Here is a 22,628-nt window from a genome sequence, read left to right as displayed (position 1 = left end):
GCTCGGTGAGATTTTGTGTACTCTCCCGAACCGGGACGAATCAGTGGTCACGTCTCGCTTTCGACGATCGGCTCGGGCCGAACGTCGACGGCGGGCGCTGCAGTCGAACCCGGTGTTCGGACCGGTTGCCTTGTCGGGGTTTTGGGACTGTGAAACACTGAATAACCGGATCGAGGACCAGCAGTCGAGCGTGGCGCGGACCGGGTTGCGATCCTCATCGACGACGCAGAGTGCGCCGTCACCGGATTCGGAGGTCCAGGTCTGTGCAGTCGTTCGACACCGCGCGCGTAGCGAACCGAAGCGTCGGTATCGCCGAGGCGACGGACGCGGAGGACGACGGCACCCGTGAGGACGGCCTCGCGCCCGTGCTCGACCCGGTTCCCCTGACCGCGGCTCAGCGCGGGATCTGGTTCGCTCAGCAGCTCGCCGGCTCCGTGCCGGTGTCGATCGCCCACTACGTCGACCTGCGTGGACCCGTCGACGCGGCGGCTCTCGAGGCGGCGATGATCTCGGTCGGCCGGCAGTTCGGGTCCGGATTCGTGCGCATCGTCGAGGAGGACGGAGTGCCGGCCCAGGTGGTCGACCTGTCCATCACCGACACGGTGCGTTTCCTCGATCTGCGCGAGGACGGGACTCCCGTGGAGACGGCGATCGAGTGGATGCGCGCCGAGTGCGCCGCACCTCTGGACATGACCTCCGACCGGCTGGTCGTCACCTACCTGATCCGGGTCGAGGACGAGCGCTACTTCTGGTACTGCCGGATCCACCACATCGTGTTGGACGGCTTCGGTGCGATGACCATGATCCGCCAGGTCGCGGCGCACTACACCGCGCTCGTCGAGGGCCGCGAGCCGACGCCGACGCGGGCGGGCGACCTCCGGACGGTCCACGACGACGACGTCGCCTACCGCGAGTCGACGCGCTTCGAGAACGACCGTCGCCACTGGGCCGAGAAGTTCGAGACGCTCCCCGCCGGAGTCTCGTTCGTCGACAGCACCGCACCGGTCTCGGTGCCGTGCCGGGCGGCGTCGGGACGCACTCCCGTCGAGGTCGCGGAATCTCTCGCGAAGGGTGTCGACTCGCTCGGCACCACCACGGTCACGCTGGCCATCGCCGCGTTCTCGGCGTTCGTCTCCCGCACCACCGGAACCACCGACGTCGTGCTGTCCCTCCCCGTGTCGGGCCGCGCGAGCGCGGTCCTGCGGCGCTCGGGCGGCATGGTCTCCAACGTCGTTCCCCTCGTCGTCCGCGTCGACGCCGCCGCCACCGTGTCCGACGTCATCGACCGCGTGCAGCGCGAACTCACCGGTGCTCTGCGACGGCAGCGGTACCGGCACGAGGACATCCGGCGCGACGCGGGTGAGATGACGAACACGCGCGGTCTCTTCGGTCCCACCGTGAACTTGATGATGTTCGACAACGAGATCGTGCTCGGCGACGTCCGCGGGTCGTACCACGTGCTCACCACCGGCCCGGTCGAGGATCTCTCGATCAACCTGTACCCGGCTCCCGGCGACGGCGACGAGCTGCAGATCGACTTCGAGTCCAACCCCAACCTCTACACCCAACAGCGCGTCGAGGACCTGCGGTCGCGGTTCCTCGACTACCTCCGCCGCTTCTCCCACAGCGCCGCGGACGGCCGGGTCCTCGACATCGAGGTCCTCTCCCCACAGGAGCGCGCCACCCTCGTGCCCGCGCGAGGAGCATCGAGTGTCCGACCCCGGCGGTTCGTCGACGTCATCGACGACGCGGTCGCGGGGTCTCCCGACGCCATCGCCGTCGAGACGGCGCACGGCGCCCTCACCTATGCGGAGATGGACGCGTCGGCGAACCGCATCGCTCGACTGCTCGTCTCGCGCGGCGCGGGGCCGGAGACCACGGTGGCGATCGCCCTCCCACGGTCGCTGCATTCCATTCTCAGCACGTGGGCCGTGGCGCGAACGGGCGCGGCGTTCCTGCCGATCGACCCGGCGCTGCCCACCGCGCGCATCCTGCACCTCGTCTCCGACTCCGGGGCGATCCTCGGGATCACCGACACGGCGCGCGCGGGGAGCCTCCCCGATGCACTCGACTGGCTCGCGATCGACGCCGCCGAGACCGACCGCCTGGTGTCGCAGTACTCGCCGGCGCGGGTCACCGATGCCCATCGCCTCTCGCCGATCCACCTCGAGACTCCGGCCTGGATGATCTACACCTCGGGATCGACCGGTCTCCCGAAGGGCGTCGTCGTCGGCAACGGCGGTGTCGCGAACCTGACGCGGGACATCGCTCTGCGTCTGGACGTCGGGTCGTCCTCCCGTGTCCTGGCCCTGGCCTCGCCCAGCTTCGACTCGTCGTTGTTCGAGATGCTGTCCGCCCTGAGCCGGTCGGCGACACTGGTGGTGTCGCCGGCGGACGTCTTCGGCGGCGAGGAACTCTCGCGCTACCTGTCGGAGAAGGCGGTCACCCACGTGACCATCACCCCCGCCGCTCTGGCCTCGGTCGATCCGGACGGGCTCGATCAGGTGCAGCACGTCGTCACCGCAGGCGAGGCCTGCCCACCCGATCTCGTGGCGCGGTGGGGTACCGGCCGACGCATGTACAACGCGTACGGACCCACCGAGATCACCATGATCAGCCACATGTCGCGGCCGCTGGATCCGGCCGCGCCGATCACCGTCGGTCACCTGGTGCGCGGAGCCTCGTGCCTCGTTCTCGATCCGTGGCTCCGGCCCGTGCCCGAGGGCGTCGTCGGCGAGCTGTATCTGTCCGGGCCGTCCGTCGCGCGGGGCTACGTCCACGCGCCCGGCGTCACGTCGGGGCGCTTCGTCGCGTCGCCGTACGAGCCGGGCGCACGGATGTACCGCACGGGCGATCTGGTGCGCTGGTCGGCCGACTCCGAGATCGCGTACGTCGGCCGGGCCGACTTCCAGATCAAGATCCGCGGGATGCGCGTCGAGCTCGGTGAGGTCGACGCGGTGCTGTCGATGCACGAGAGCGTCCGCGCGTCCGTCACCATCGCGCACCGACCGTCGTCCGGCTCCCTCGCGCTCGCGTCCTATGTCGTCCTGCAGGACGGCCGCACCGTCGACAGCGACGAGATCCACCGCTTCGCCGTGCAGAGCCTGCCGTCGCACATGGTGCCGTCGTCGGTGATGGTGCTCGATGCGCTCCCCATCACCGTCCAGGGCAAGATCGACCGGCGAAGTCTGCCCGAACCGGTCGTCGAGGTGCACGAGTTCCGGGCGCCGTCCATGCCGGTCGAGGAGATCGTCGCGTCGGTGTTCGGCGAGCTGCTCGGCGTCGATCGGGTCGGTCGCGACGACGACTTCTTCGCCCTCGGCGGCAACTCGTTGATCGCCACTCGCGCGGTCGCGCGGCTCGGCAAGGCCCTCGACACCACGGTGACCGTGCGGACGCTGTTCGAGGCGCCGTCGGTGTCGGCCCTGGCGGCACGGGTGCAGTTCGAGTCCGGAGTCCCACCGCGGCCACCCCTGGTCCGCCGCACGGCCGCCGACTCGGACGCGCTCGAGGACGCGCCGCCGTTGTCGTACGCGCAGCGCCGCATGTGGTTCCTCAACCGGTTCGATCCGACGTCGGCCGCCTACAACATCCCGTTCGCCGTCCGGTTGGTCGGCGATCTCGACGTGCCGGCGCTGCAGGTGGCGATGCTCGACGTGATCGATCGACACGAGTCGCTCCGCACGATGTATCCGGACACCCCGACAGGCCCCGTGCAGCTCGCGATGACGGCGGAGACGATCGTTCCGGACCTCACCCCTGTCGACGTCCACGAGAACGCGCTGCCGTCCGCGGTGGCCGCGCTCGCCGGTCGCGCGTTCGACGTGACGGAGGAGGTTCCCGTCGCGGCGACCCTGTTCCGGACCTCGTACGACACGCACGTGCTCGCCGTCGTCGTGCACCACATCTCTGCGGACGGCGCCTCGATGGCTCCGCTCGCCCGCGATCTCATGGCGGCCTACAGCGCCCGGGTGTCGTGGTTCGCACCGACCTGGGCGCCGCTTCCCGTCCAGTACGCCGACTTCTCGGTGTGGCAGCGCGACGCCCTGGGTGACGAGAACGATCCCGAGTCGGTCATCGCGCAGCAGGAGCGGTACTGGCTCACCGCGCTCGCCGACCTGCCGGACGAGCTGCCCTTCCCGGTCGACCGGTCGCGGCCCACCGAACCGACGTATGCCGGTGCGTCGCACACCTTCTCGATCGATCCGGAACTTCATGCGGCGCTCGTCGACGTGGCGCGCGCCAACAGTTCCACGCTGTTCATGGTCGTGCACTCGATCCTGGCAGTCGTGCTCGCACGCCACTCGGGCACGGACGACGTGACGGTGGGGACACCGGTCGCCGGCCGCGGCGACGCCGCCGTCGACGACATGATCGGCATGTTCGTCAACACCCTCGCGCTGCGTACCCGCGTCGACGCCGGCGCCGGATACCGCGACCTGCTCGCGCACATCCGCGAGCAGGATCTCGGTGCGTTCGCCCACGCCGACGTCCCGTTCGAGCGGCTCGTGGAGGTCATCGATCCGCCGCGCTCGCGTGCGCGGCACCCCATCTTCCAGGTGCTCCTGTCGTTCCAGAATCTCGGTCAGGCGCACTTCGAGCTGACCGACCTGCGCCTCGAGACCGTCGAGTTCGACCTGGGCGTGGCCAAGTTCGACCTCCAGTTCACCCTGGTGGACTCTCTGACACCGCTCGGAACTCCGGACGGTCTCGCCGCGACCATCGCGTACGCGACGGACCTGTTCGACCGGGAGACCATCGGGTCCCTCGCAGAGCGCTTCGTGGCCGTCGCCCGCGCGGTGGCGGCGGATCCCGATGTCGTCCTCGACGAGATCGACCTTCTCGGCGGAAGGGAACGCGAGCGCATCACGACGCCCGTACTGCCGGAGGGGACCACGGAGGCGGTCTCGCTGACCTCGCGGTTCCGTCGGCGTGCGGCCGAGAACCCCGACGCGACGGCACTCGTCGACGCCGCGGGTTCGCACACGTACGGAGACGTCGCAGCGCGCGTGAATCGCGTCGCCCGCTCCCTGGTCGAGCGTGGCGTCGGCCCGGAGGTCGCCGTCGTCGTCGCTCTCCCGCGCTCGGTCGACGCACTCGTCGCGGTGTACGCCGTGCTCGAGGCCGGTGGCGCGTACGTCCCCGTGGATCCGGAGCAGCCTGCGGCCCGCATCGATCAGATCGTCGCCGCCACCGCGGCGCGCTGCGTCGTCGTGGCCGAGCCCGACGCACTCCCGGTCGCGGGCGAGCGCGCCGTGTCACTGGCGGCGCTCGACGATCCGTCCGTCTCGTCCGCTCCGCTGACCGACGCCGACCGGACGGGCTCCGTGCGCGCCGGCACCACCGCCTACGTCATCTTCACGTCCGGCTCCACGGGTGTGCCGAAGGGTGTGTCCGTCCCGCACGGTGCCGTCACGCACCAGGTGGACTGGTTCGCACGCACCTACGCGCTCACCGAGAACGACGTGGTGCTCGCCAAGACCCCGATGACCTTCGACGTCTCGGTGTGGGAGATGTTCGCGACACTGGCGGTCGGGGGAACGCTCGCCGTCGCCGATCCCGACGGTCACCGTGATCCCGAGTACCTGATGCGGGCCATCTCGCGGTACGGCGTGACGGCCGTGTCGTTCGTCCCGTCGATGTTCGCCGTCTTCACCGAGGCCGCGGACGACTACGCCTGCCGGTCACTGCGTCTGGTGTTCCTGGCGGGAGAGGCCCTCGGTCGTGCCGCGGTGGACACGTTCCGCGAGAAGTGCGACATCGACGTGCACAACCTGTACGGGCCCACCGAGTTCGCGGTCCACGCGACGGCGCATCCGGTCGGGCGGGGCGAACCGCCGTCCGTGCCGATCGGTATCCCGGTCGACGGCACCGCCGCGCTCGTGCTCGACGGTCGCTTCCGGCCCGTGCCCGACGGTGTCGTGGGCGAGCTGTATCTGTGCGGTGTCCAGGCTGCGCGGGGGTATCACGGGCGTCCGGACCTGACGGCGGACCGGTTCGTCGCACTGCCCGGTCACGACGGTGCGCGCATGTACCGCACCGGTGACCTGGCCCGGTGGAACCACCACGGCCATCTGGAGTTCGCGGGGCGCGTCGACCATCAGGTCAAATTGCGCGGACTGCGCATCGAACTCGGCGAGGTGGAGGCAGCGGTCTCCGCGTCGTCGCGCGTCGCCCGTTCGGTCGCCATCGTCCGCGACGACACGCTCGTCGCCTACGTCGTGCCCGCGCCGGGAGCGACGGTCGACACCGACCTGCTCCGAGCGGACGCGGCGCGCATTCTGCCGGCGTACATGGTGCCGGTCGTGGTGGTCCTCGACGCGCTGCCCGTCAGCGCGAGCGGCAAGCTCGATCGCTCGGCGCTGCCCGACCCGGTGGTGGACGTGCAGCGATACCGCGCGCCGCACACGCAGGAGCAACGCGTCGTGGCCGAGGTCCTCGCCGAACTCCTGGACGTGGAGCGCGTCGGGCTCAACGACAACTTCTTCGCTCTCGGCGGGAACTCGCTGGTGGCGACCCGCGTCGCGGCCCGCATCGGAGACGAGCTGGGTGTGCGGGTGCCGCTGCGCGCCGTCTTCGACGCGGCCACGGTGGCCGACCTCGCGGACAGCCTCGACGCCGTCGTCACCACGAGCCGACACCTGACGTCGGCTCCGCGTCCCGAGGTGGTTCCTCTCGCTCCGGCGCAGCAACGGCTCTGGCTCGCCAACCGTGTCGATCCGACTGCGGCGACGTACAACCTGCCGATGGGCCTGCGGCTCACGGGACCACTCGATGTGGATGCCCTGCGCGTCGCGGTCGACGACGTCGTCGCCCGACACGAGACGTTGCGCACCGTCTACCCCGATGTCGACGGTCACGGGCGTCAGTCCGTGCTCGCAGCGGTCGCCCGACCTCTGACCCCGATCCCGGTGACGGAGGCCGAGCTCGCGGCGCGTGTGGTGGCGGTGGCGACCACGCCGTTCGACGTGACGACACAGGTACCGCTGCGCATCGAGTTGTTCCGCCTCGGCGACGAGGAGCACGTGCTCGTCGTGGTCGTGCACCACATCGCGGCCGACGGCTTCTCGATCGCGCCCCTCACCGTCGACGTCGTGACGGCATTCGCGTCGCGCACGGCGGGCGTGCTGCCGGCGTGGACGCCGCTCGAGGTCCAGTACGCGGACTACGCCCTGTGGCACCGCACGCTGCTCGGCGACCCGGCCGATCCCGAGTCGGTCTCGGCACGTCAGCTCGCCTACTGGCGCGAGACCCTGGCAGGGCTGCCCGGTGAGCTCTCCTTGCCGCAGGACCGTTCGCGTCCTCCGGCACCGTCCGGTGTCGGTGCCTCCGTGCGCTTCGAGATTCCGGCGCAGACGTACGAGCTGGTCCGCGATCTGGCGCGCGAGCGGCGCGCGACTCCGTTCATGGTCGTGCACGCGGCCCTGTCCGTCGCCCTGTCGCGCATCAGCGGGTCCCCCGACATCTGCGTCGGTACCGCGGTGGCGGGTCGAGGCAGCGCCGAACTCGATCCTCTCGTCGGCATGCTCGTGAACACCCTGGTGCTGCGCCTGGTGGTCGACGAGGATGCGTCCGTCGTCGATCTCGTCGACGATGCGCGGGGTGTCGCCCTCTCGGCGTTCGCCCACGCCGACGTGCCGTTCGACACCGTGGTCGAGGCGGTGGCGCCCGCGCGGTCGTCGTCGCTGTTCCGCGTGGCTCTGGCGTACCAGAACACCGAGCGTTCGGAGATCGATCTCGCGGGTCTGCACGTCGAGCAGTTGCAGAACCCGTTCGATCCCGCCCAGTTCGACCTCACGCTGACCATCGAGGACTCGCCTCACCGCGAGCACTCGGAGCCGGTGACGGGCATCGTCACCTATGCCACCGATCTGTTCGACGAGGCCACCGCGGCCACCTTCGCCACCGTCTTCTCGTCCGCGCTCGATGCGGTGGTGGCGGATCCGGGCCGTGCCGTCTCCTCGATCGCCCTGGCCTCGGGCACGCCGACCGACTCCGACGAGCCGGTGGCTGCGGCCGCGCCGACGAGTCGGCCGGAGTCCGTCAACCTGCCCGCGATGATCACCGCGTCCGTCGAAGCGGATCCGGGAGCTCCCGCGTACGCACGGGGCGAGTTCGAGATCAGCTGGGCCGAGATGGACGCCCGGTCCAATCGCATCGCCCGGGTCCTGCTGGCCGAGGGTGGCGGCCCCGGCCGAACGGTGACCCCGCTGGTCGAGGCACCCGAGGACAGGATCGCGGCGACCTGGGCCGCGGCGAAGATCGGCGCGACGCTGACGGACGCGGACACCGCGATCCGGGTGACGTCCGACGACCGTTTCACGCAGGGCCCGGTCGGACCGCTGTCCGCCGTGGACGGCATCGTGCCCGCCGGGCCGGGTGATCCGCTGGTCGCCCTGGGCGATGCCACGCTGACGCACGCGGCGCTCGCCTCGTGCATCACCGCGGACAGTCTGCAGGTGACGTACGAATCGCGGGTGGCGGTGGCCGCCGGGGCGCCGCTGGACCTCGAGGTGCTCGCCGTGGTGGTCGCTGCCGCGGCCGGGGCGACGACCGTGAGTCTCGACGCCTCCGACGATCTCGCCGACGCGCTCGCCGACGAGTGGGTCACCCATGTCGTGCTGTCCGAGTCCCAGCTCGCGTCCCTCGACACGCAGGCACTGGACGACCTCGAGGTCATCGTCGTGAGCGATGCCGATCAGGCACCCGCGGCGCCGCCGGACGTCACGGTGCTCACCGGGTCGGCGCTGCGGGGCTAGTCGGTGTCGACGCTCGCGGGAACCGCTGCACGTGCGGCGACGTCGTCGAACGTGGCCGCCGCGAGCGCGTCCACGGCGTCCCGGATCATCTCGCAGTAGCGGTCCGGCTCCGCCATCATGGTCGACTCGACCGTCACGGTGAGTGCCAGACGGTCGCCGAGCGACGTGACGTGGTGGATCAGGCCCATGCCGTCGACCGTGGGCATCGGCATGAACGCGGCCACGGCGCGGGCGCCCAGGAACCACAGGTCGTCGCGTCCGTGCGGCATGTTCGACACCACGGTGGTGGACGGCACAGTCGGACGGTCGTGAGGAGCCAGTGAGGACAGGGCGCCGATCGCTCGTAGGAGGAGGGGCGGGGCGATGTCGAAAGGACCGACCTCGTGCCGCGCCGTCAGATCCTGCACCCGCCTCTTGGCGTCAGCAGCCGAGGCGTGCACAGCCCGGAGACGCAGGAGCGGGTCGACGACAGTGGTGTGCAGGTCGACGTCCGCGAACGTGGTCTGATTCGCCGCCGCGGTGTCGTGGGTCGCGTGGATGTCGAGAGGCATGGTCGTGCTCAACGTGGCTCCGGGGTGTTCCCCTGCCTCGTCGAGGAACCGGCCGAGTGCCAGGGAGACGGCCGTGAGCAGCACGTCGTTCACGGTGATTCCGGGAACGGCTCGCGAGATCGCCCGGACGTGTGCGAGGTCCAGCCAGACGACCCGGACGCGGTGGTCGAGTGCGATCCGGGCGTTGAATCGGGTCGCGGGCCGCGGTGGCCGCGGCGTCGCGGGGGCGGTCCGGCGCACGGCCGCCATCGTCCGGACGAACAACGCCGCCCGGCGGGGCATCGTGGCGGCGTCCTTCCACAGCGGCGGAATCGGGCCCGGAACCGCGGTTCCGCGGCGCTCCGCGACACGTCCGTCGTGCGAGAGGTCGGGAGACGCGAACAGGGCCCGGACCACCGCCACCAGCCCCAACCCGTCCATCGACGCGTGATGGACCTTGATCACCACCGCGGTCGCGCCGTCCGGAAGGTGGGGCACGCCGTGAATGCCCGTCAGGACGTGCAGTTCCCACCCCGAGGACGCCAGTGTCATCGGAGCCACCATGACCCGAGCGATGTGGCGCTCGACGGGGTCCCATCCCGCTCGATCCATCGACGTGACGACCACATGGTCCTCGAGGTGCACGTCGCCGGTCACCCAGAACGGGTCACCGAGATCTCCGGCGCGCCGTCGGAGACGCCGGCGGAACACGGGGGACACGTCGAGACGTCCACGCATCCACGCGCACACCGTCGCGTGGGTCGGGGACGCTCCCATCGTGTCGGCGGCGTCGAACACCATCACGTCGACGAGGTTGGCGATCACCCGCTCGCTCTCCGCGAGGACGTTGATCGCGTCCCGGGGTGATACTCGAACGCCGATGAAGGGCTGTCGGAATCGTGTCACGTCGTCGGTCCTCGCGTTCGGCCACTGCGCCGACCAGCATCCGCGGGCCGCGCCTACAGCGACTACATTGCCGGAACCGAGCGTTCTGTTACGCCCTTTTCGTGCCGATCGGACGGCCATTGTGACCGGCCGGTCGCGGCAGCGTCAGAACGTCTCGGCGGCGCGACGGTACCCACGCACCGCAGGCCCCACGAACACCAGGAACAACCCGAACGACCAGGCCAGCGACTGCAGTAGCGGGGAGGTGACCGGGCCACCGAGCGTGAGGCCCTTCATCGAATCGACGGCACAGGAAATGGGGTTGTGCTCGACGAACGGTTGCAACCACGTCGGATAGGCCCGCGTCGGGACGAAACCGGAATTGAAGAACATGAGAATGGTGAACACCATTCCGACGGCCTCGACCAGAGGGAAGGTGGTGGTCACGATCGCGGCCGAGGTGACGAACACCGCGAACCCGAGGCCGAACGCCAGCGGCACGAGCATCGCCAGCACGCCGGGAACGGGCCCCTGCTCGAACCGGAATCCGAGCGTGAACCCGACGACGACGATGAGCAACGTCGTGGTGACGATGCGGGCGGTCTCGGCCAGGAGTCGACCCACCAGACCCGCGGCGCGGTGCACCGGCAGGGTCTGGAAGCGGGACACCAGACCGGCCGCACGCTCTCGGCGCAGACCCACCGCGCTCGCGAGCGACCCGGACATCGCGGCGACCATGGCGATCAGTGGGACGGTACCGAAGATGCTGTTCTCCCCGGTGGCCGCCGACACGGAGTTGCCGAGCACCGTGCGGAGCATGAGAAGGAAGACCACCGGGTACACGACGGCCTGGATGATGGTGAGCGGATCGCGAGCCCAGCGACGGAGCAGGCGGCCGCAGTGCAGCACGCTCTGCGACGCCAGCCCGGCGAGGCTGCGTTCGCTCACGAGGCGTTCCGGTTCGGGGAGCGCGCGCAGATCGAAGCGGGATTCGGACGTGGTGTCGGTCATGATCGCCTCGTGCTGGCCCAGACCGCGAGCGGCACGAGGACCACGATGAGGCCCACCGCCCAGGCGATCGCCGGCCACAGTGTCGCGGAGTTGACGCCCCCTTCGGCCATGTCACGCATGGCCTTGGAGAAGAGGGAGATGGGTTGGTTGCGGACGAACGGACGGATCCATTCGGGGAAACCTGTCTCGGGAACGAAGCCCGACGACAACATGCCGAGGATCAGCTGGGGAAGGGTCAGTGCCTGGCTGGTGGCCTCGGGGGACCGGGACAACGACCCGATCGCGTCGCCGCCCGTGGTCAGCGCCGCGCCGACGAGAAGTGCGAACAGCATGAAGATGACGGCGTCGTCGAGTCCTGCCTGGAATCTGAACCCGATGAGGGAGCCGTAGACCAGCGCGGCTATCAGGGAGAGGCTCGCGTGCACCAGATTGGCCGTCGCTCTCGACAGCAGCGGGACCCACGGGGTGACCGGCATCGTCTGCAGTCGGGTGGTCATCCCCGACTGACCCTCGATGGCCGCGCGCTGCGCTGCGGAGATGGCGGTGAACGCCATGGCCTGCAGGCAGATGATCGGCATGAGGAACTGGGCGTAGTCCAGACCCTGGAACTGCATGACGAGCCGGAGCGGCAGGTAGAAGCCGACCGTGTAGACGGCCGGTGCCACCACGGCGACCACGAGGCTGCCGGACCTGGCCATCGATCCCAGAGACCGTCCGGACAGGCTCGCCCACTGCTTGAACGCTGTGGGTTCCGGCGCTCGGTGCGAGACGCGTCCTGCGTCTCGAGTGGCCGTCACGAGGGTGCGCCCGAGCCGATGGCGGAATCGGCCGGAGCCGCATCACCCTGCGACTGACCGGTGAGGCTCAGGAACACGTCGTCGAGGGACGGGCGGCGCAGACCGATGTCGGACAGCTCGATGCCCGCGGCGTCGAGCCTCTTCAGAGCCTCGGCCAGCGTGCCGGGGCCGTCCGGTGCGGGAATGATGATGCTGTCGCCCTGCAGGTCGGCGGCACTGAAGGTCGGCGGCAGCAGACCGGCGAGAGCATCCGCGGCGCGGCGCAGTTCAGTGGGATCCAGCGGGCTGATGTGGCAGTAGTTGCCGCCCGTCATCGACTTCAACTCGTCGGCCGTGCCCTGCGCGATGACGCGACCGCGATCGATGACGATGATGCTGTCGCTGAGAACGTCGGCTTCCTCGAGGTACTGCGTGGTCAGCAGCGTCGTGATGCCCTGATCTCGCAGCGACGACACGAGTGACCACACCGCCTTACGGCTGCGCGGGTCGAGTCCGGTGGTCGGCTCGTCGAGGAACACGACCTTCGGACGCACCACGAGACCGCACGCGATGTCGATGCGTCGCCGCATACCGCCGGAGTAGCCGCGGACCTGTCGATCCCCGGCCTCGAGCAGATCGAAGTCGTGGAGAAGGTTCTCGGCGCGCACACGGGCAGACTTCTTCGTCAGCCCCATGAGACGACCGAAGAGGACGAGGTTCTCCCGGCCGGTCAGGGCGTCGTCGAGAGCGGCGTACTGGCCCGTCATGAGGATGGAACGCCGGACGGCCGCAGGATCCTGTGCCACGTCGTGGCCGGACACCACGGCGCGTCCGCGATCCGGTCGGACCAGCGTCGCGAGCACCTTGACGGTGGTGGTCTTACCGGCGCCGTTGGGCCCGAGAACACCGAGGATGGAGCCGGTGGGGACGCTGAAATCGATGCCGCGCAGTGCGTCAACCGTTCCGAAGGACTTGTGAACGTCCTCTACGAGTACGGCTGTGTCGTCTGATGGCATTGGTCTCCACTGTCGTCGGGTGCGGTGTCGTCAGTGCTCGTCGCTCGAGAGCGATCATGCCCGACCGAGTCGGTCGCGGAGCGACGTGTCGAGCGTGCGGCACTGTCGAAGTCATCCCGCGAACCCCGACCGATGTTACTTCTTCCACGTGGGAGCCGTGGTGGTGGATCGAGTCCCACCACGTCCGAGGACGCGGACCGACTCGTTCGACCGTGTGGTGGCACCAGAGTCAGGAGGCGACGTTCGCATGCTCCCGTGTGTGGCGAGAGAGTGTTCCGAGGCGTGAGAACTGGGCGGCGGCGGAGTTCTCCAGGCTTCGCAGCCCGTCCTCCACGTGGTGCAGAACAGTGGCGAGGTCGAGTGCGGGCACCGACGAGGAGAGCGTCACCACGGTGGCTGCCCCGACACGGCACACGGTGGCGGTGATGGAACGCGCGTCCTCCGCGATGTGCGGTCCGAAGGAAAGGAGGTCGGGCGTGTCGACCCCGGACGGCGGGACCGGCATGTCCGCGACGTGCAGAGCGGTGACGGGCACCGTCCCGGCCGGAACCGCGCGCTGCACGGCGGTCGAGACGACCGTCGACACCACGTCCGCGACGGTGGTCTGACCGAGTCCCGCGGAGATCTGCTCGAGCCGGACGGTGGAGAACTGCGCGACGAGCGAACGGGCGTCACCCAGTGGTGCCGGGCACGCCGGTGCGTCGGCGCCGTCGAACGGTCGGTACGCGTGGCGTGCCACGGGCCCTCCCGGACGAGCGGGACGGCCGGGAGCGAGGACGGTCTCGACGATGCGGGTGATCGTGCGCGACTCGACGGGCCCGCCTACGGCGCGGAACACCGCGACCGCCGAGCCGCTCGGCACCGCGTCGAAGCCCGCGACCTCGGTGAAGACGTCGAGGCACCACAGTGCGTCGGTCGACGGGTGCGCGGCGTCGAGAAGCGCGACGACGGAGCCGGCCGCGGTGCCCGGCGCATGGACGGTCACCCGGGCGTGCTCGTCGGTTCCGAGCAGACCTGCTTCGGTAGCGAGGTCGGTCAGGTGCCTCGACATCCGGTCCGGCGTGGAACTCTCGGCTCCCGGACGCACGACGAACACGTGACGGCGGAGAGACGTGGGGGCATACGTCCAGACGCCGACGGATGCGCGAGGGGTGTCCGTCGTGGTGACGGGAGTACGGCTGTGTCGGGGCGCCATGGCGTGTCCTTCGGTGTGCGTGTTCGGGCTGCGGAACGAGCGAGAGGACGTCACGGCGAGACCGTGATCGCCGTGGGGGTGACGGCGGCCCGCGCGGCCGGCGGACGGGCGTCGCTCGGAGTGACCGCCGCCTCCAGTCGGTCGAATGCGGTGCGGATGTGGCGGATGTATCGAGCGGTGTCCGGCATCACGTCCTCCACGGACGTGACCGACACGAACATCGACGCGCCGAAGGTGGCGACGGCGTGCGCCAGAGCCACCCCGGTGACGGTGGGGAGGGGCCCGAAGACGCCCACCATGGGTGATCCGGCGATCGTGACTCCGCCCACGCCGTAGGGCACGTTGGTGATCATCGTGTTGGTGGCGACCCGTGCCGGTGCAGCCGGTGACCTCATCGTCTTCGCCAGCAGCGCCATCAGCGGCGCAGGCATCACGGTGAGTGGATGCGCCGGCAGCCGGGTGGCGATGACGGTGGCGTCGTCCTTGGCCCGCGACGCCGACGCGTGCACGGCCCGCAGACGCACCACCGGATCGATCACGTCGGTGTGCAGCGACAGCTTCGCGATCGTGATCCGGTTGGCGTTGGTGCTCTCCCCCATGGCGCGCGTGCTCACCGGGATGGTGGTGCCCAACGAGTCCGTGGGCAGCTCACCGTCCTCCGCGAGGTACGCGGAGAGCGCGAGCGAGACGACCGTGACCATGACGTCGTTGAGGGTGACGCCTCCGGCCCTGTTCTTCAGTGCGCGGACGCGGCTCATCTCGAAGAACGTCATGTCGAAGACCATCGACGGGCGTACCCGACGGTTGAAGCGCGTGGCGGGGAAAGACCCGTGCGCTGCGGTGCCGGAGTCGGACGAGGCCGTCAGCGCTCGGGCCGCCGTTCGCCGCCGGAGCGCCGCTCCGGTGAGGGTGACGATGTCGCGCGGGAGTGCGCGTGCCGCTCGGACGGGACCCGGGACGTCCACCGCGGTGTCCGTGTCCACGCGAGGTGTCGGGTTCGCACCGAAGACGCGGTTCACCAGTTCGACCGACCCCATACCGTCGATCGCGCTGTGGTGGCTCCGGAAGATCACCACGGTGGCGCCCTCGGCCACTCCGTCGATGCCGGTGACGTCGAGGACGAAGTGGAACTCCCACGGCGGGCGTTCACGCGGCAGCGGTGTGGTCGTGAAGTCGGTGATCATCGACACGAGCAGGTCGCGGCTCCGCCCCGCCGGCGGTGTGTGCACGTACACGTGCTCGGTGACGTCGACCCGGGTCGGTACCCAGTGAGGGAACGCCAGGTCGGCGGGGACCGACACCAGCCGCCGGGTGAAGAGCGGGTCGAGCGCGAGGATGCCCCGCCCGAACTCGGCGGCATCGGCGACGGAGCGCACCGCCGCGCCGTCGGCCAGGACGTAGCAGTGCACCACGGCCGCGGACGTCAGCGGTGACTCGAAGAAGAGATTGAGCGCGTCGCGTGCGTGCATGGCGGTACCGCGTTCGGCCGTGCCCCGACGTGCCATGGTCATGTCTCGGCCCTTCAGCGATGTGATGAAGGGGAAAGTTACTCCGACCGACCGTTCTGTACAAGCTTCACGATTGTTTCCGCGCTGTAACGAGACTGTAGGCATGCTAAGCAACGGTGACGACGGACGCGCGCTCGCTGGTACCGGTCGCGACCGCGAGCATGTCGACCGCCGAGGCGAGCAGTGCCGTGTAGTGGTCGACGTCCGGCATCAGGGCGCGGTGGGACACCGCGGTCAGGCACATCCGACGGCCGGCCGACACGACGACGTGTGCGAGTTGGACCCCCTCCACCACGGGGAGGGGCGCGAACACCCCCGTCACGGGCGCGCCCGCCAACTCCATCCGGTCGTCGCCGTAGGCGATGTTGGAGATCATCGTGTTCGTGCCGGTCGTCGTCGGGGCAGCGGGGCGGCGTGGCACGAGTCGAGCGATCGCCGCGAGGAGCGGCGCCGGCGCGGAGTTCATGGGATGGGAGGGGAGGCTGCGGAGCCGCGTCGCGAGGTCGGACTTGCGCTCGCGTGCTGCCGCGGAGACCGCGCGCAGACGGTCGACCGGATCCGCGACGTCGGTGAACAGATCGACCACGGCGATCGCGAGCTGGTTCGCGGTCTCGCCCGTCGTGTCGACGGTGCGCACGTTGACGGGGAAGGACGCCCCGAGGCTCGTGGCGGGAAGTTCGCCGGCCAGGTAGTCCGACAGGGCGATCGACACCACTGTCATGACGACGTCGTTCACGGTCGTGCCAGGGACGGCGGACTTGATCGCGCGAACACGATCGAGGTCGAACCATGCCATTCCGAACGTCATGTCCGGCGCGAGATTTCGATTGAAACGCGTGGCCGGGTAGCGATGAGCGGTGGGTCGCTGCGCAGGCTCGAGCTGCCGGACCGCACGCCACCGGCGGAAGCCGCGGCCGGCGAAACCGGCGAACTCCCGGGGGAGCGAACGAAGAGCGGCGAACGGGGTCGGCACGGCGACGCTCTCGCGGTCGAAGACGTCGTTGCGGTGCGCCGAGACGTCCGCGGACGGCGGCGCCAGCATCCGGTGGACGAGCGACGTCGTGCCCATCCCGTCGATGGCGCTGTGGTGCACCTTGAGGAGGAGCACGCTGCCGCCCTCGGGAACGCCCGGTACCCCGCGCAGGCCTGTCACGAGATGGATCTGCCACGCGGGGACGTCGAAGTCGAACGGTGTGCTCGAGGCGTCCATCACCAGTCGACGCAGGAAGTGGTCCGGGTGCTCGTCGGCATCGGTTGCATCGTGGACGAACACGTGTGCGGGGACGTCGACGTCGCACTCGACCCACACGGGAAAGGCGAGGTGGGCGATCGTCGTCCGCAGACGACGCCGGAACAGGGGGTGCAGGTCGAGCACGCTCCGCGCGAAGCGCTCGACATCCGCGCGCGTGCGCAGCGATCCGTTCGACCGCGCGGCGTCCACGACGATGCCGTGCACGATGGTGCCCGGCGTGCGCTCACTCTCGAAGTAGTAGTTCAGCGCGTCCCGCGGTGCCATCGGCTCACCCACCGCGGAGGTATGTCGTCGTGTCGCCATCGGAAGTACCGCCTTCGTCTCGGTCGGGGCCGGAACACTGTCACCGGGCCGCAGCCTCGTTCGGCCGCCTGTAACCGATGATCGCCCCGTTTTCGGCCGGCGTTACCGGAATGACGAATCTTCTTCCTCGTGCACGGTCGCACGCCCGTCTGTGAGGTCGCCTAGAGTGCGAGGCAATGGGGCGCATGACACTGCTGTGACGGCAGTGCACTGTCGCCGGGAGTGCAGTGCGAGAGGGATACGACGATGACGTGGACACGACGGCCGATCACCGCTCTGGTCGCCGCTGCGGTGGTCGGTGCGCTCATGACGGCCACGCCCTCTGTCGCTCGTGCGGACGACGCACCGATCGCCGCGGTCGAGACCGCCTCGGGTGCGCGGGTGGAGAGTGTGGAGTTCGTCGGCGGGCAGCAGTACCTCGTCACCGTGTACTCGCCGTCGATGGATCGGTCGGTTCCGCTGCAGGTGTTCCGGCCGGCCGACACCTCGGCCCCGCGCCCGACGTACTACCTGCTCAACGGGGCGAGTGGCGGCGAGGATCCGTCGAGCAACTGGCCCGATCAGGCGGATGTCTCCACGTTCTTCGCGGACAAGAATGTCAACGTGGTCGTGCCGAAGGCCGGCGCGTTCAGTTACTACACCGACTGGGTCGCGGACGACCCGGAGCTCGGCCGCAACAAGTGGGAGACCTTCCTGCTCGACGAGCTGCCCCCGCTCATGAACCAGTCTCTCGTCACCACGGGTACACAGGCCGTCGGCGGCATCTCGATGGCGGCGAGCGCGGTCCTGATGTTGGCCGCCGATCGACCCGGCTTCTACTCGTCGGTCGCGTCCTTCAGCGGCTGTGCCGGTACGTCGGACGACCTGGGTCGTGCCTTCGTCAAGCTCGTGGTCGAGGCGCGCGGCGGGGGCGACACGGAGAACATGTGGGGACCCGACGACGGTCCGGAGTGGGCGGCCAACGACGCGTTGCTCAACGCGGACAAGCTGCGCGGCACTCCTCTGTACGTCACCACGGGAAGTGGGCTCCCGGGCTTCGACGAGACTCTGCAGAGTGCCCGTATCGCAGGGGACGTCCCCGCACTGATCAATCGGGTCGTCGTGGGCGGCGGCATCGAGTCGATCACCAACACCTGCACGCGGACGTTCGCGGAGCGACTGGCGCAACTCGGCATTCCGGCCACGGTCAAGTTCCGCGACAATGGAACGCATTCCTGGGCCTACTGGCAGGAGGACCTGCACGAATCCTGGCCCATGGTGGCGGCGTCGCTCGGAGTGTGATTCCGCCGCTGTGCGCCACGGCCGCGGCCGTGTCGAATTTCGCGGCGCGTCCCCTTATTGTCGACGGTGGAAAGGGGGTCGCCGATCATGACAATGCAGGGAACTGTCACTAGTCTCGTCATTCCTGTCCTCGACGAGGAGGACTACATCGCAGCGTGTCTCGATCACGTGTTGCCGCAGATCGACGAGTTGTCCGAGGTCATCGTCGTGGACAACGGGTCGATGGACGACACGGTGCAGATCGTGAAGGAGTACGCGGCACGCGAGCCGAAGATTCGTCTCGTCCACGAACCGCGAAAAGGATTGTTCTTCTCCCGTAACACGGGTTTCCGGGAAGCGAAGTCGGACATCGTCGGACGCATCGACGCGGACACCCGAATTGGTGCCGGATGGGTGTCCGCCGTGAAGCGGACATTCCGGGACGCGGATTCCGATCTCAATCTCGGTGGTATCACGGGATTGAGCGCGCCGTACGATTCGCCGTTCAGCAGGTCGAAGAAGTGGCTCGTCGACGCCCTCGTCCGGGCGAAGGTCCTGGGCAACGGAATGAAGATCGACAACATGCACGGCGCCAACATGGCGGTGCGGCTGGAGGCATGGGACGCAGTTCAGGACAAGCTGACGTCCCGATCCGACGTGCACGAGGACATCGACTTCGCGCTGTGCCTCATCGAGGCCGGATACTCCATCGTCCAGCCCACCGAGATGTGGGCCGACATCTCGCCGCGGCGAGCGTTGACACCGCCGCTGCAGTACACGTCGTTCGTCAAGGCCGGCATCACCAGTTTCGAGATCCACGGTCGCTCGAACTGGTCGCTGCGGTGGCTCGTCGCTCCGGTCACCTGGTTGTCGCACGCGGTGTTCTGGTTCCCGTACCGCGCCTACGACCCCGTTCGCCGATCCTTCTCGCCGAGACGACTGCTCACCGAGCGCACCTTCCGGCCGGCAGCGCTGTCGGAAGCACCCCCCGGGAGCTGACCGACAGCAGAGCACCGGACATCACCGCGGGTAGGCCGGCGGCCGGTCGGATGTCACCGCGGGTAGGCCGGAGGCCGGTCGGATGTCACCGCGGGTAGGCCGGAGGCCGGTCGGATGTCACCGCGGGCTGACCCACACGGTGATGTCGGCGTGGACGACCTCGGTGCCGCCGGTGTCGCGCAAGCCGACCGGGATCACGAGTTCCACGCCGCTGGTCACCGAGTCCCAGTCCGGCCGGTCCTCGAGCAGCGCGGTGGCGGTGAGCCCGGATCTGCCCGGGGCCAGGTACTGGACGTTCATGCCTTTCGGGATCCACCGGTGGGTGGTGGGGATCGTCGCCTCGGCGAGCATCCCCATCGCCACCTCGGCCAGATTGCAGGCCGCGATGGCGTGGAAGGTGCCCAGGTGGTTGTGCACTCCGAACCACGTCGGCCCGGAGACCACGCACCGTCCGGGGGCGAGCTCCCGCACGCGGGGGAGGACTGTGGCGAAGAAGGGCACGCGGACACACATCCCCGCGGAGAACGCCAGGGAGCGGGTGATCCCGCCGGGAAGTCGCTGCCAGAGCGCGTACGTTCTGGTGACCGTGGCCATGGCTGCACCTTACTCGGCGGTAAGTTGTCGGGCGAGTGGCCCGATCGAGCGGGTGCTGCTCGTCCCGCAGTCGGTGCGCACCGGCGGCGGTACCGCCTCGATTTGAACTCGACCCCCGGCGTGGGTCATACTGTTCGGGTTGCCTTGACCGAGGTGGTTGTTGTCGTGCGTGTTGCGACATGATCTCACGGTCGAGGTATGCGACGAGAACGACATGCAGTGATTGCGCCGGCACGATGGGCGCATCCGGTCCGCGTTCTCCCGCCGGTCGAGTTCGGGCCGAGGGGAGAATCATGTGCGGGAATGCGACACGCCCGACCGCGTGGACCGGAGAACCATGACAGATGAACAGCGGCAACGGATTCCTCCTGGCCACGCGTGTGCGTGGATGCGAGAGTCCGCCACGTTCGTCCTCATGGATGCGCCTCGCGCTCGGCTTCATGCCGGCGTCGGGTCAGCACACTGCCGGGTTCTCCGGATCGACATCCGGAGACGAGAGACCTGACCAACGGTTAACCAGGGCAAGGAAGAGGACATAAGCGTGGCGGGACAAAAGATCCGCATCAGGCTCAAGGCCTACGACCACGAGGCGATCGACGCGTCCGCGCGCAAGATCGTCGAGACCGTGACCCGCACCGGGGCACGTGTGGTCGGACCTGTGCCGTTGCCCACCGAGAAGAACGTGTACTGCGTCATCCGTTCGCCGCACAAGTACAAGGACTCTCGCGAGCACTTCGAGATGCGCACGCACAAGCGACTCATCGACATTCTCGACCCGACGCCGAAGACGGTCGACGCGCTCATGCGCATCGACCTGCCGGCAAGCGTCGACGTCAACATTCAGTGAGCGCGGAGACAACCATGACTGACAACATCAAGCGTCCGGCCAAGGGCATTCTGGGCACCAAGCTCGGCATGACCCAGGTCTTCGACGAGAACAACCGCGTCGTTCCGGTCACCGTCATCAAGGCCGACCCGAACGTCGTGACCGCGATCCGTACCGAGGAGCGCGACGGCTACAGCGCCGTCCAGGTCGCCTTCGGTGCCATCGATCCCCGCAAGGTGAACAAGCCGGTCACCGGCCAGTTCACCAAGGCAGGCGTCACGCCTCGCCGTCATCTCGCGGAGCTGCGCGTCGCCGACGCCGCGGGCTACGAGATCGGCCAGGAGCTCACCGCTGCCGAGTTCGAGGACGGCGCCTTCGTCGACGTCACCGGAGTCAGCAAGGGCAAGGGCTTCGCGGGAACGATGAAGCGCCACGGCTTCAAGGGCCAGGGCGCGAGCCACGGTGCGCAGGCTGTCCACCGCCGCCCCGGTTCCATCGGTGGCTGCGCGACCCCCGGCCGTGTCTTCAAGGGCATGCGCATGTCGGGCCGCATGGGTAGCGACCGCATCACCACGCAGAACCTCTCGGTGCACAAGGTCGATGCCGAGAACGGTCTGCTGCTGATCAAGGGTGCGATCCCGGGCCGCAAGGGCGGCGTCGTGATCGTCAAGAGCGCAGTGAAGGGTGGTGCGCGAGCATGACCAGTCTCGAGAAGAAGACCGAAGCCAACCTGACGCTCGACGTCAAGGAGCTCGGTGGCAAGACCAACGGCACCGTCGATCTCCCCGCCGAGATCTTCGACCGCACCGCGAACATCGCGCTGATGCACCAGGTCGTCGTCGCGCAGCTCGCTGCGGCACGTCAGGGAACGCACTCGACGAAGACGCGTGGCGAGGTCCGCGGTGGCGGCAAGAAGCCGTACCGCCAGAAGGGCACCGGCCGCGCCCGTCAGGGCTCGACCCGTGCACCGCAGTTCGTCGGCGGTGGCACCGTCCACGGCCCGCAGCCGCGCGACTACAGCCAGCGCACCCCCAAGAAGATGATCGCCGCAGCTCTGCGCGGTGCTCTCTCCGACCGGGCGCGCAGCGAGCGCATCCACGTGATCACCGAGCTCGTCGCGGGACAGGTGCCCTCCACCAAGGGTGCTCGCACGTTCCTCGCGGAGCTCACCGATCGCAAGAAGGTCCTGCTGGTCATCGGCCGCGCAGACCTGGCCGCATGGAAGTCCGTCCAGAACCTCGACGGCGTTCACCCCATCGCGCCCGATCAGCTCAACACCTACGACGTCCTCGAGGCAGACGACGTGATCTTCAGTGTCGAGGCACTGAACACGTTCATCGCAGGACCGGCCAAGGCAGCAACGGATTCACAGGAGGAGGACAAGTGAGCACCATTGCCGATCCCCGCGACATCCTGCTGGCCCCGGTCATCTCGGAGAAGTCGTACGGGCTCATCGAGCAGGGGACCTACACGTTCATCGTGCACCCCGACTCGAACAAGACGCAGATCAAGATCGCTGTCGAGAAGGTTTTCGGCGTGACTGTGACCAGCGTGAACACCGCCAACCGGCAGGGCAAGCGCAAGCGGACCCGATTCGGCTACGGCACGCGTAAGAGCACCAAGCGCGCGCTCGTGACCCTCTCGGCCGACAGCAAGCCCATCGAGATCTTCGGAGGCCCGGTCGCGTAAGCGGCCGGAGCTCAGAGGGTCCTCG

The 22,628-nt window shown here is 68.9% G+C and carries 15 protein-coding genes; 7 read left to right on the top strand and 8 right to left on the bottom strand.

Annotated features, from left to right (window positions below; genetic code table 11):
- Positions 1–263 precede the first annotated feature (263 nt).
- Positions 264–8,759: a non-ribosomal peptide synthetase gene (locus JOE30_RS00460; protein ID WP_204868946.1), complete on the top strand. Its 8,496-nt coding sequence runs from the start codon at positions 264–266 to the stop codon at positions 8,757–8,759.
- Here JOE30_RS00460 and JOE30_RS00455 read toward each other — a convergent pair.
- The 7 genes from JOE30_RS00455 to JOE30_RS00425 all read right to left on the bottom strand — a co-directional run bounded on the left by JOE30_RS00455 (position 8,756) and on the right by JOE30_RS00425 (position 17,196).
- Positions 8,756–10,195 (bottom strand): WS/DGAT domain-containing protein, encoded by a 1,440-nt coding sequence (locus JOE30_RS00455; RefSeq protein ID WP_204868945.1) that lies wholly within the window; start codon positions 10,193–10,195, stop codon positions 8,756–8,758. The two genes, JOE30_RS00460 and JOE30_RS00455, sit on opposite strands and share 4 nt — an antisense overlap.
- Positions 10,196–10,339: 144 nt before the next feature.
- Positions 10,340–11,185, bottom strand: a complete 846-nt coding sequence (locus JOE30_RS00450) for an ABC transporter permease (protein WP_204868944.1) — start codon at positions 11,183–11,185, stop codon at positions 10,340–10,342.
- A complete protein-coding gene (locus JOE30_RS00445) occupies positions 11,182–11,982 on the bottom strand; it encodes an ABC transporter permease (protein ID WP_204868943.1) in 801 nt (266 codons plus the stop codon). Before JOE30_RS00445 ends, JOE30_RS00450 begins: the two co-directional genes overlap by 4 nt.
- Entirely contained in the window at positions 11,979–12,977 is a 999-nt protein-coding gene (locus JOE30_RS00440; RefSeq protein ID WP_204868942.1) for an ATP-binding cassette domain-containing protein, read from the bottom strand. The genes JOE30_RS00445 and JOE30_RS00440 overlap by 4 nt, the downstream gene beginning before the upstream one ends.
- Before the next feature lie 229 nt (positions 12,978–13,206).
- The gene (locus tag JOE30_RS00435) at positions 13,207–14,226 is read right to left on the bottom strand and encodes a hypothetical protein (protein WP_204868941.1); all 1,020 of its coding nucleotides are present in this window, start codon (positions 14,224–14,226) and stop codon (positions 13,207–13,209) included.
- Positions 14,223–15,683 carry a wax ester/triacylglycerol synthase domain-containing protein gene (locus tag JOE30_RS00430; protein WP_204868940.1) on the bottom strand — a complete coding sequence of 487 codons (1,461 nt, stop codon included), beginning with the start codon at positions 15,681–15,683 and terminating at the stop codon, positions 14,223–14,225. The genes JOE30_RS00435 and JOE30_RS00430 overlap by 4 nt, the downstream gene beginning before the upstream one ends.
- Before the next feature lie 103 nt (positions 15,684–15,786).
- Positions 15,787–17,196 (bottom strand): wax ester/triacylglycerol synthase domain-containing protein, encoded by a 1,410-nt coding sequence (locus JOE30_RS00425; RefSeq protein ID WP_204868939.1) that lies wholly within the window; start codon positions 17,194–17,196, stop codon positions 15,787–15,789.
- Between the two features lie 285 nt (positions 17,197–17,481).
- Here JOE30_RS00425 and JOE30_RS00420 point away from each other — a divergent pair, with 285 nt between their 5' ends.
- Both JOE30_RS00420 and JOE30_RS00415 read left to right on the top strand, forming a co-directional pair.
- Positions 17,482–18,516 (top strand): alpha/beta hydrolase family protein, encoded by a 1,035-nt coding sequence (locus JOE30_RS00420; RefSeq protein WP_204868938.1) that lies wholly within the window; start codon positions 17,482–17,484, stop codon positions 18,514–18,516.
- A gap of 87 nt (positions 18,517–18,603) precedes the next feature.
- The gene (locus JOE30_RS00415) at positions 18,604–19,494 is read left to right on the top strand and encodes a glycosyltransferase (protein ID WP_204868937.1); all 891 of its coding nucleotides are present in this window, start codon (positions 18,604–18,606) and stop codon (positions 19,492–19,494) included.
- A 117-nt stretch (positions 19,495–19,611) separates the two neighbouring features.
- Here JOE30_RS00415 and JOE30_RS00410 read toward each other — a convergent pair whose 3' ends face one another.
- Positions 19,612–20,088, bottom strand: a complete 477-nt coding sequence (locus JOE30_RS00410) for a hotdog fold domain-containing protein (protein WP_204868936.1) — start codon at positions 20,086–20,088, stop codon at positions 19,612–19,614.
- Between the two features lie 541 nt (positions 20,089–20,629).
- On the opposite strand from JOE30_RS00410, the gene rpsJ reads away from it, so the two are divergent.
- From rpsJ to rplW, 4 genes are read left to right on the top strand one after another with little or no spacing between them, the layout of a single operon-like run.
- Entirely contained in the window at positions 20,630–20,935 is a 306-nt protein-coding gene (rpsJ, locus tag JOE30_RS00405) for a 30S ribosomal protein S10 (protein WP_003938093.1), read from the top strand.
- 14 nt (positions 20,936–20,949) lie between these two features.
- Entirely contained in the window at positions 20,950–21,615 is a 666-nt protein-coding gene (gene rplC, locus JOE30_RS00400; protein ID WP_204868935.1) for a 50S ribosomal protein L3, read from the top strand.
- Entirely contained in the window at positions 21,612–22,301 is a 690-nt protein-coding gene (gene rplD, locus JOE30_RS00395; protein WP_027504647.1) for a 50S ribosomal protein L4, read from the top strand. Before rplC ends, rplD begins: the two co-directional genes overlap by 4 nt.
- Positions 22,298–22,603, top strand: a complete 306-nt coding sequence (gene rplW, locus JOE30_RS00390) for a 50S ribosomal protein L23 (RefSeq protein ID WP_027504648.1) — start codon at positions 22,298–22,300, stop codon at positions 22,601–22,603. Before rplD ends, rplW begins: the two co-directional genes overlap by 4 nt.
- The last annotated feature ends 25 nt before the right edge of the window (positions 22,604–22,628 follow it).

The sequence above is a fragment of the Rhodococcus sp. PvP016 genome (genome assembly GCF_017832185.1).
In the GTDB taxonomy this organism is placed as follows: Bacteria; Actinomycetota; Actinomycetes; order Mycobacteriales; family Mycobacteriaceae; genus Rhodococcoides.
The sequence above is the reverse complement of the archived record's forward strand: the minus strand, read 5'-3'. Positions and strand labels throughout refer to the sequence as shown.

What these genes read in the sequence shown, in the direction of transcription:
- JOE30_RS00430 (WP_204868940.1), bottom strand. Translation starts at nt 15,683, where the DNA reads ATGACCATGGCACGTCGGGGCACGGCCGAACGCGGTACCGCCATGCAC.
- JOE30_RS00410 (WP_204868936.1), bottom strand. Translation starts at nt 20,088, where the DNA reads ATGGCCACGGTCACCAGAACGTACGCGCTCTGGCAGCGACTTCCCGGC.
- JOE30_RS00450 (WP_204868944.1), bottom strand. Translation starts at nt 11,185, where the DNA reads ATGACCGACACCACGTCCGAATCCCGCTTCGATCTGCGCGCGCTCCCC.
- JOE30_RS00415 (WP_204868937.1), top strand. Translation starts at nt 18,604, where the DNA reads ATGACAATGCAGGGAACTGTCACTAGTCTCGTCATTCCTGTCCTCGAC.
- rplD (WP_027504647.1), top strand. Translation starts at nt 21,612, where the DNA reads ATGACCAGTCTCGAGAAGAAGACCGAAGCCAACCTGACGCTCGACGTC.
- JOE30_RS00440 (WP_204868942.1), bottom strand. Translation starts at nt 12,977, where the DNA reads ATGCCATCAGACGACACAGCCGTACTCGTAGAGGACGTTCACAAGTCC.
- rplC (WP_204868935.1), top strand. Translation starts at nt 20,950, where the DNA reads ATGACTGACAACATCAAGCGTCCGGCCAAGGGCATTCTGGGCACCAAG.
- JOE30_RS00420 (WP_204868938.1), top strand. Translation starts at nt 17,482, where the DNA reads ATGACGTGGACACGACGGCCGATCACCGCTCTGGTCGCCGCTGCGGTG.
- JOE30_RS00425 (WP_204868939.1), bottom strand. Translation starts at nt 17,196, where the DNA reads ATGGCACCGCGGGACGCGCTGAACTACTACTTCGAGAGTGAGCGCACG.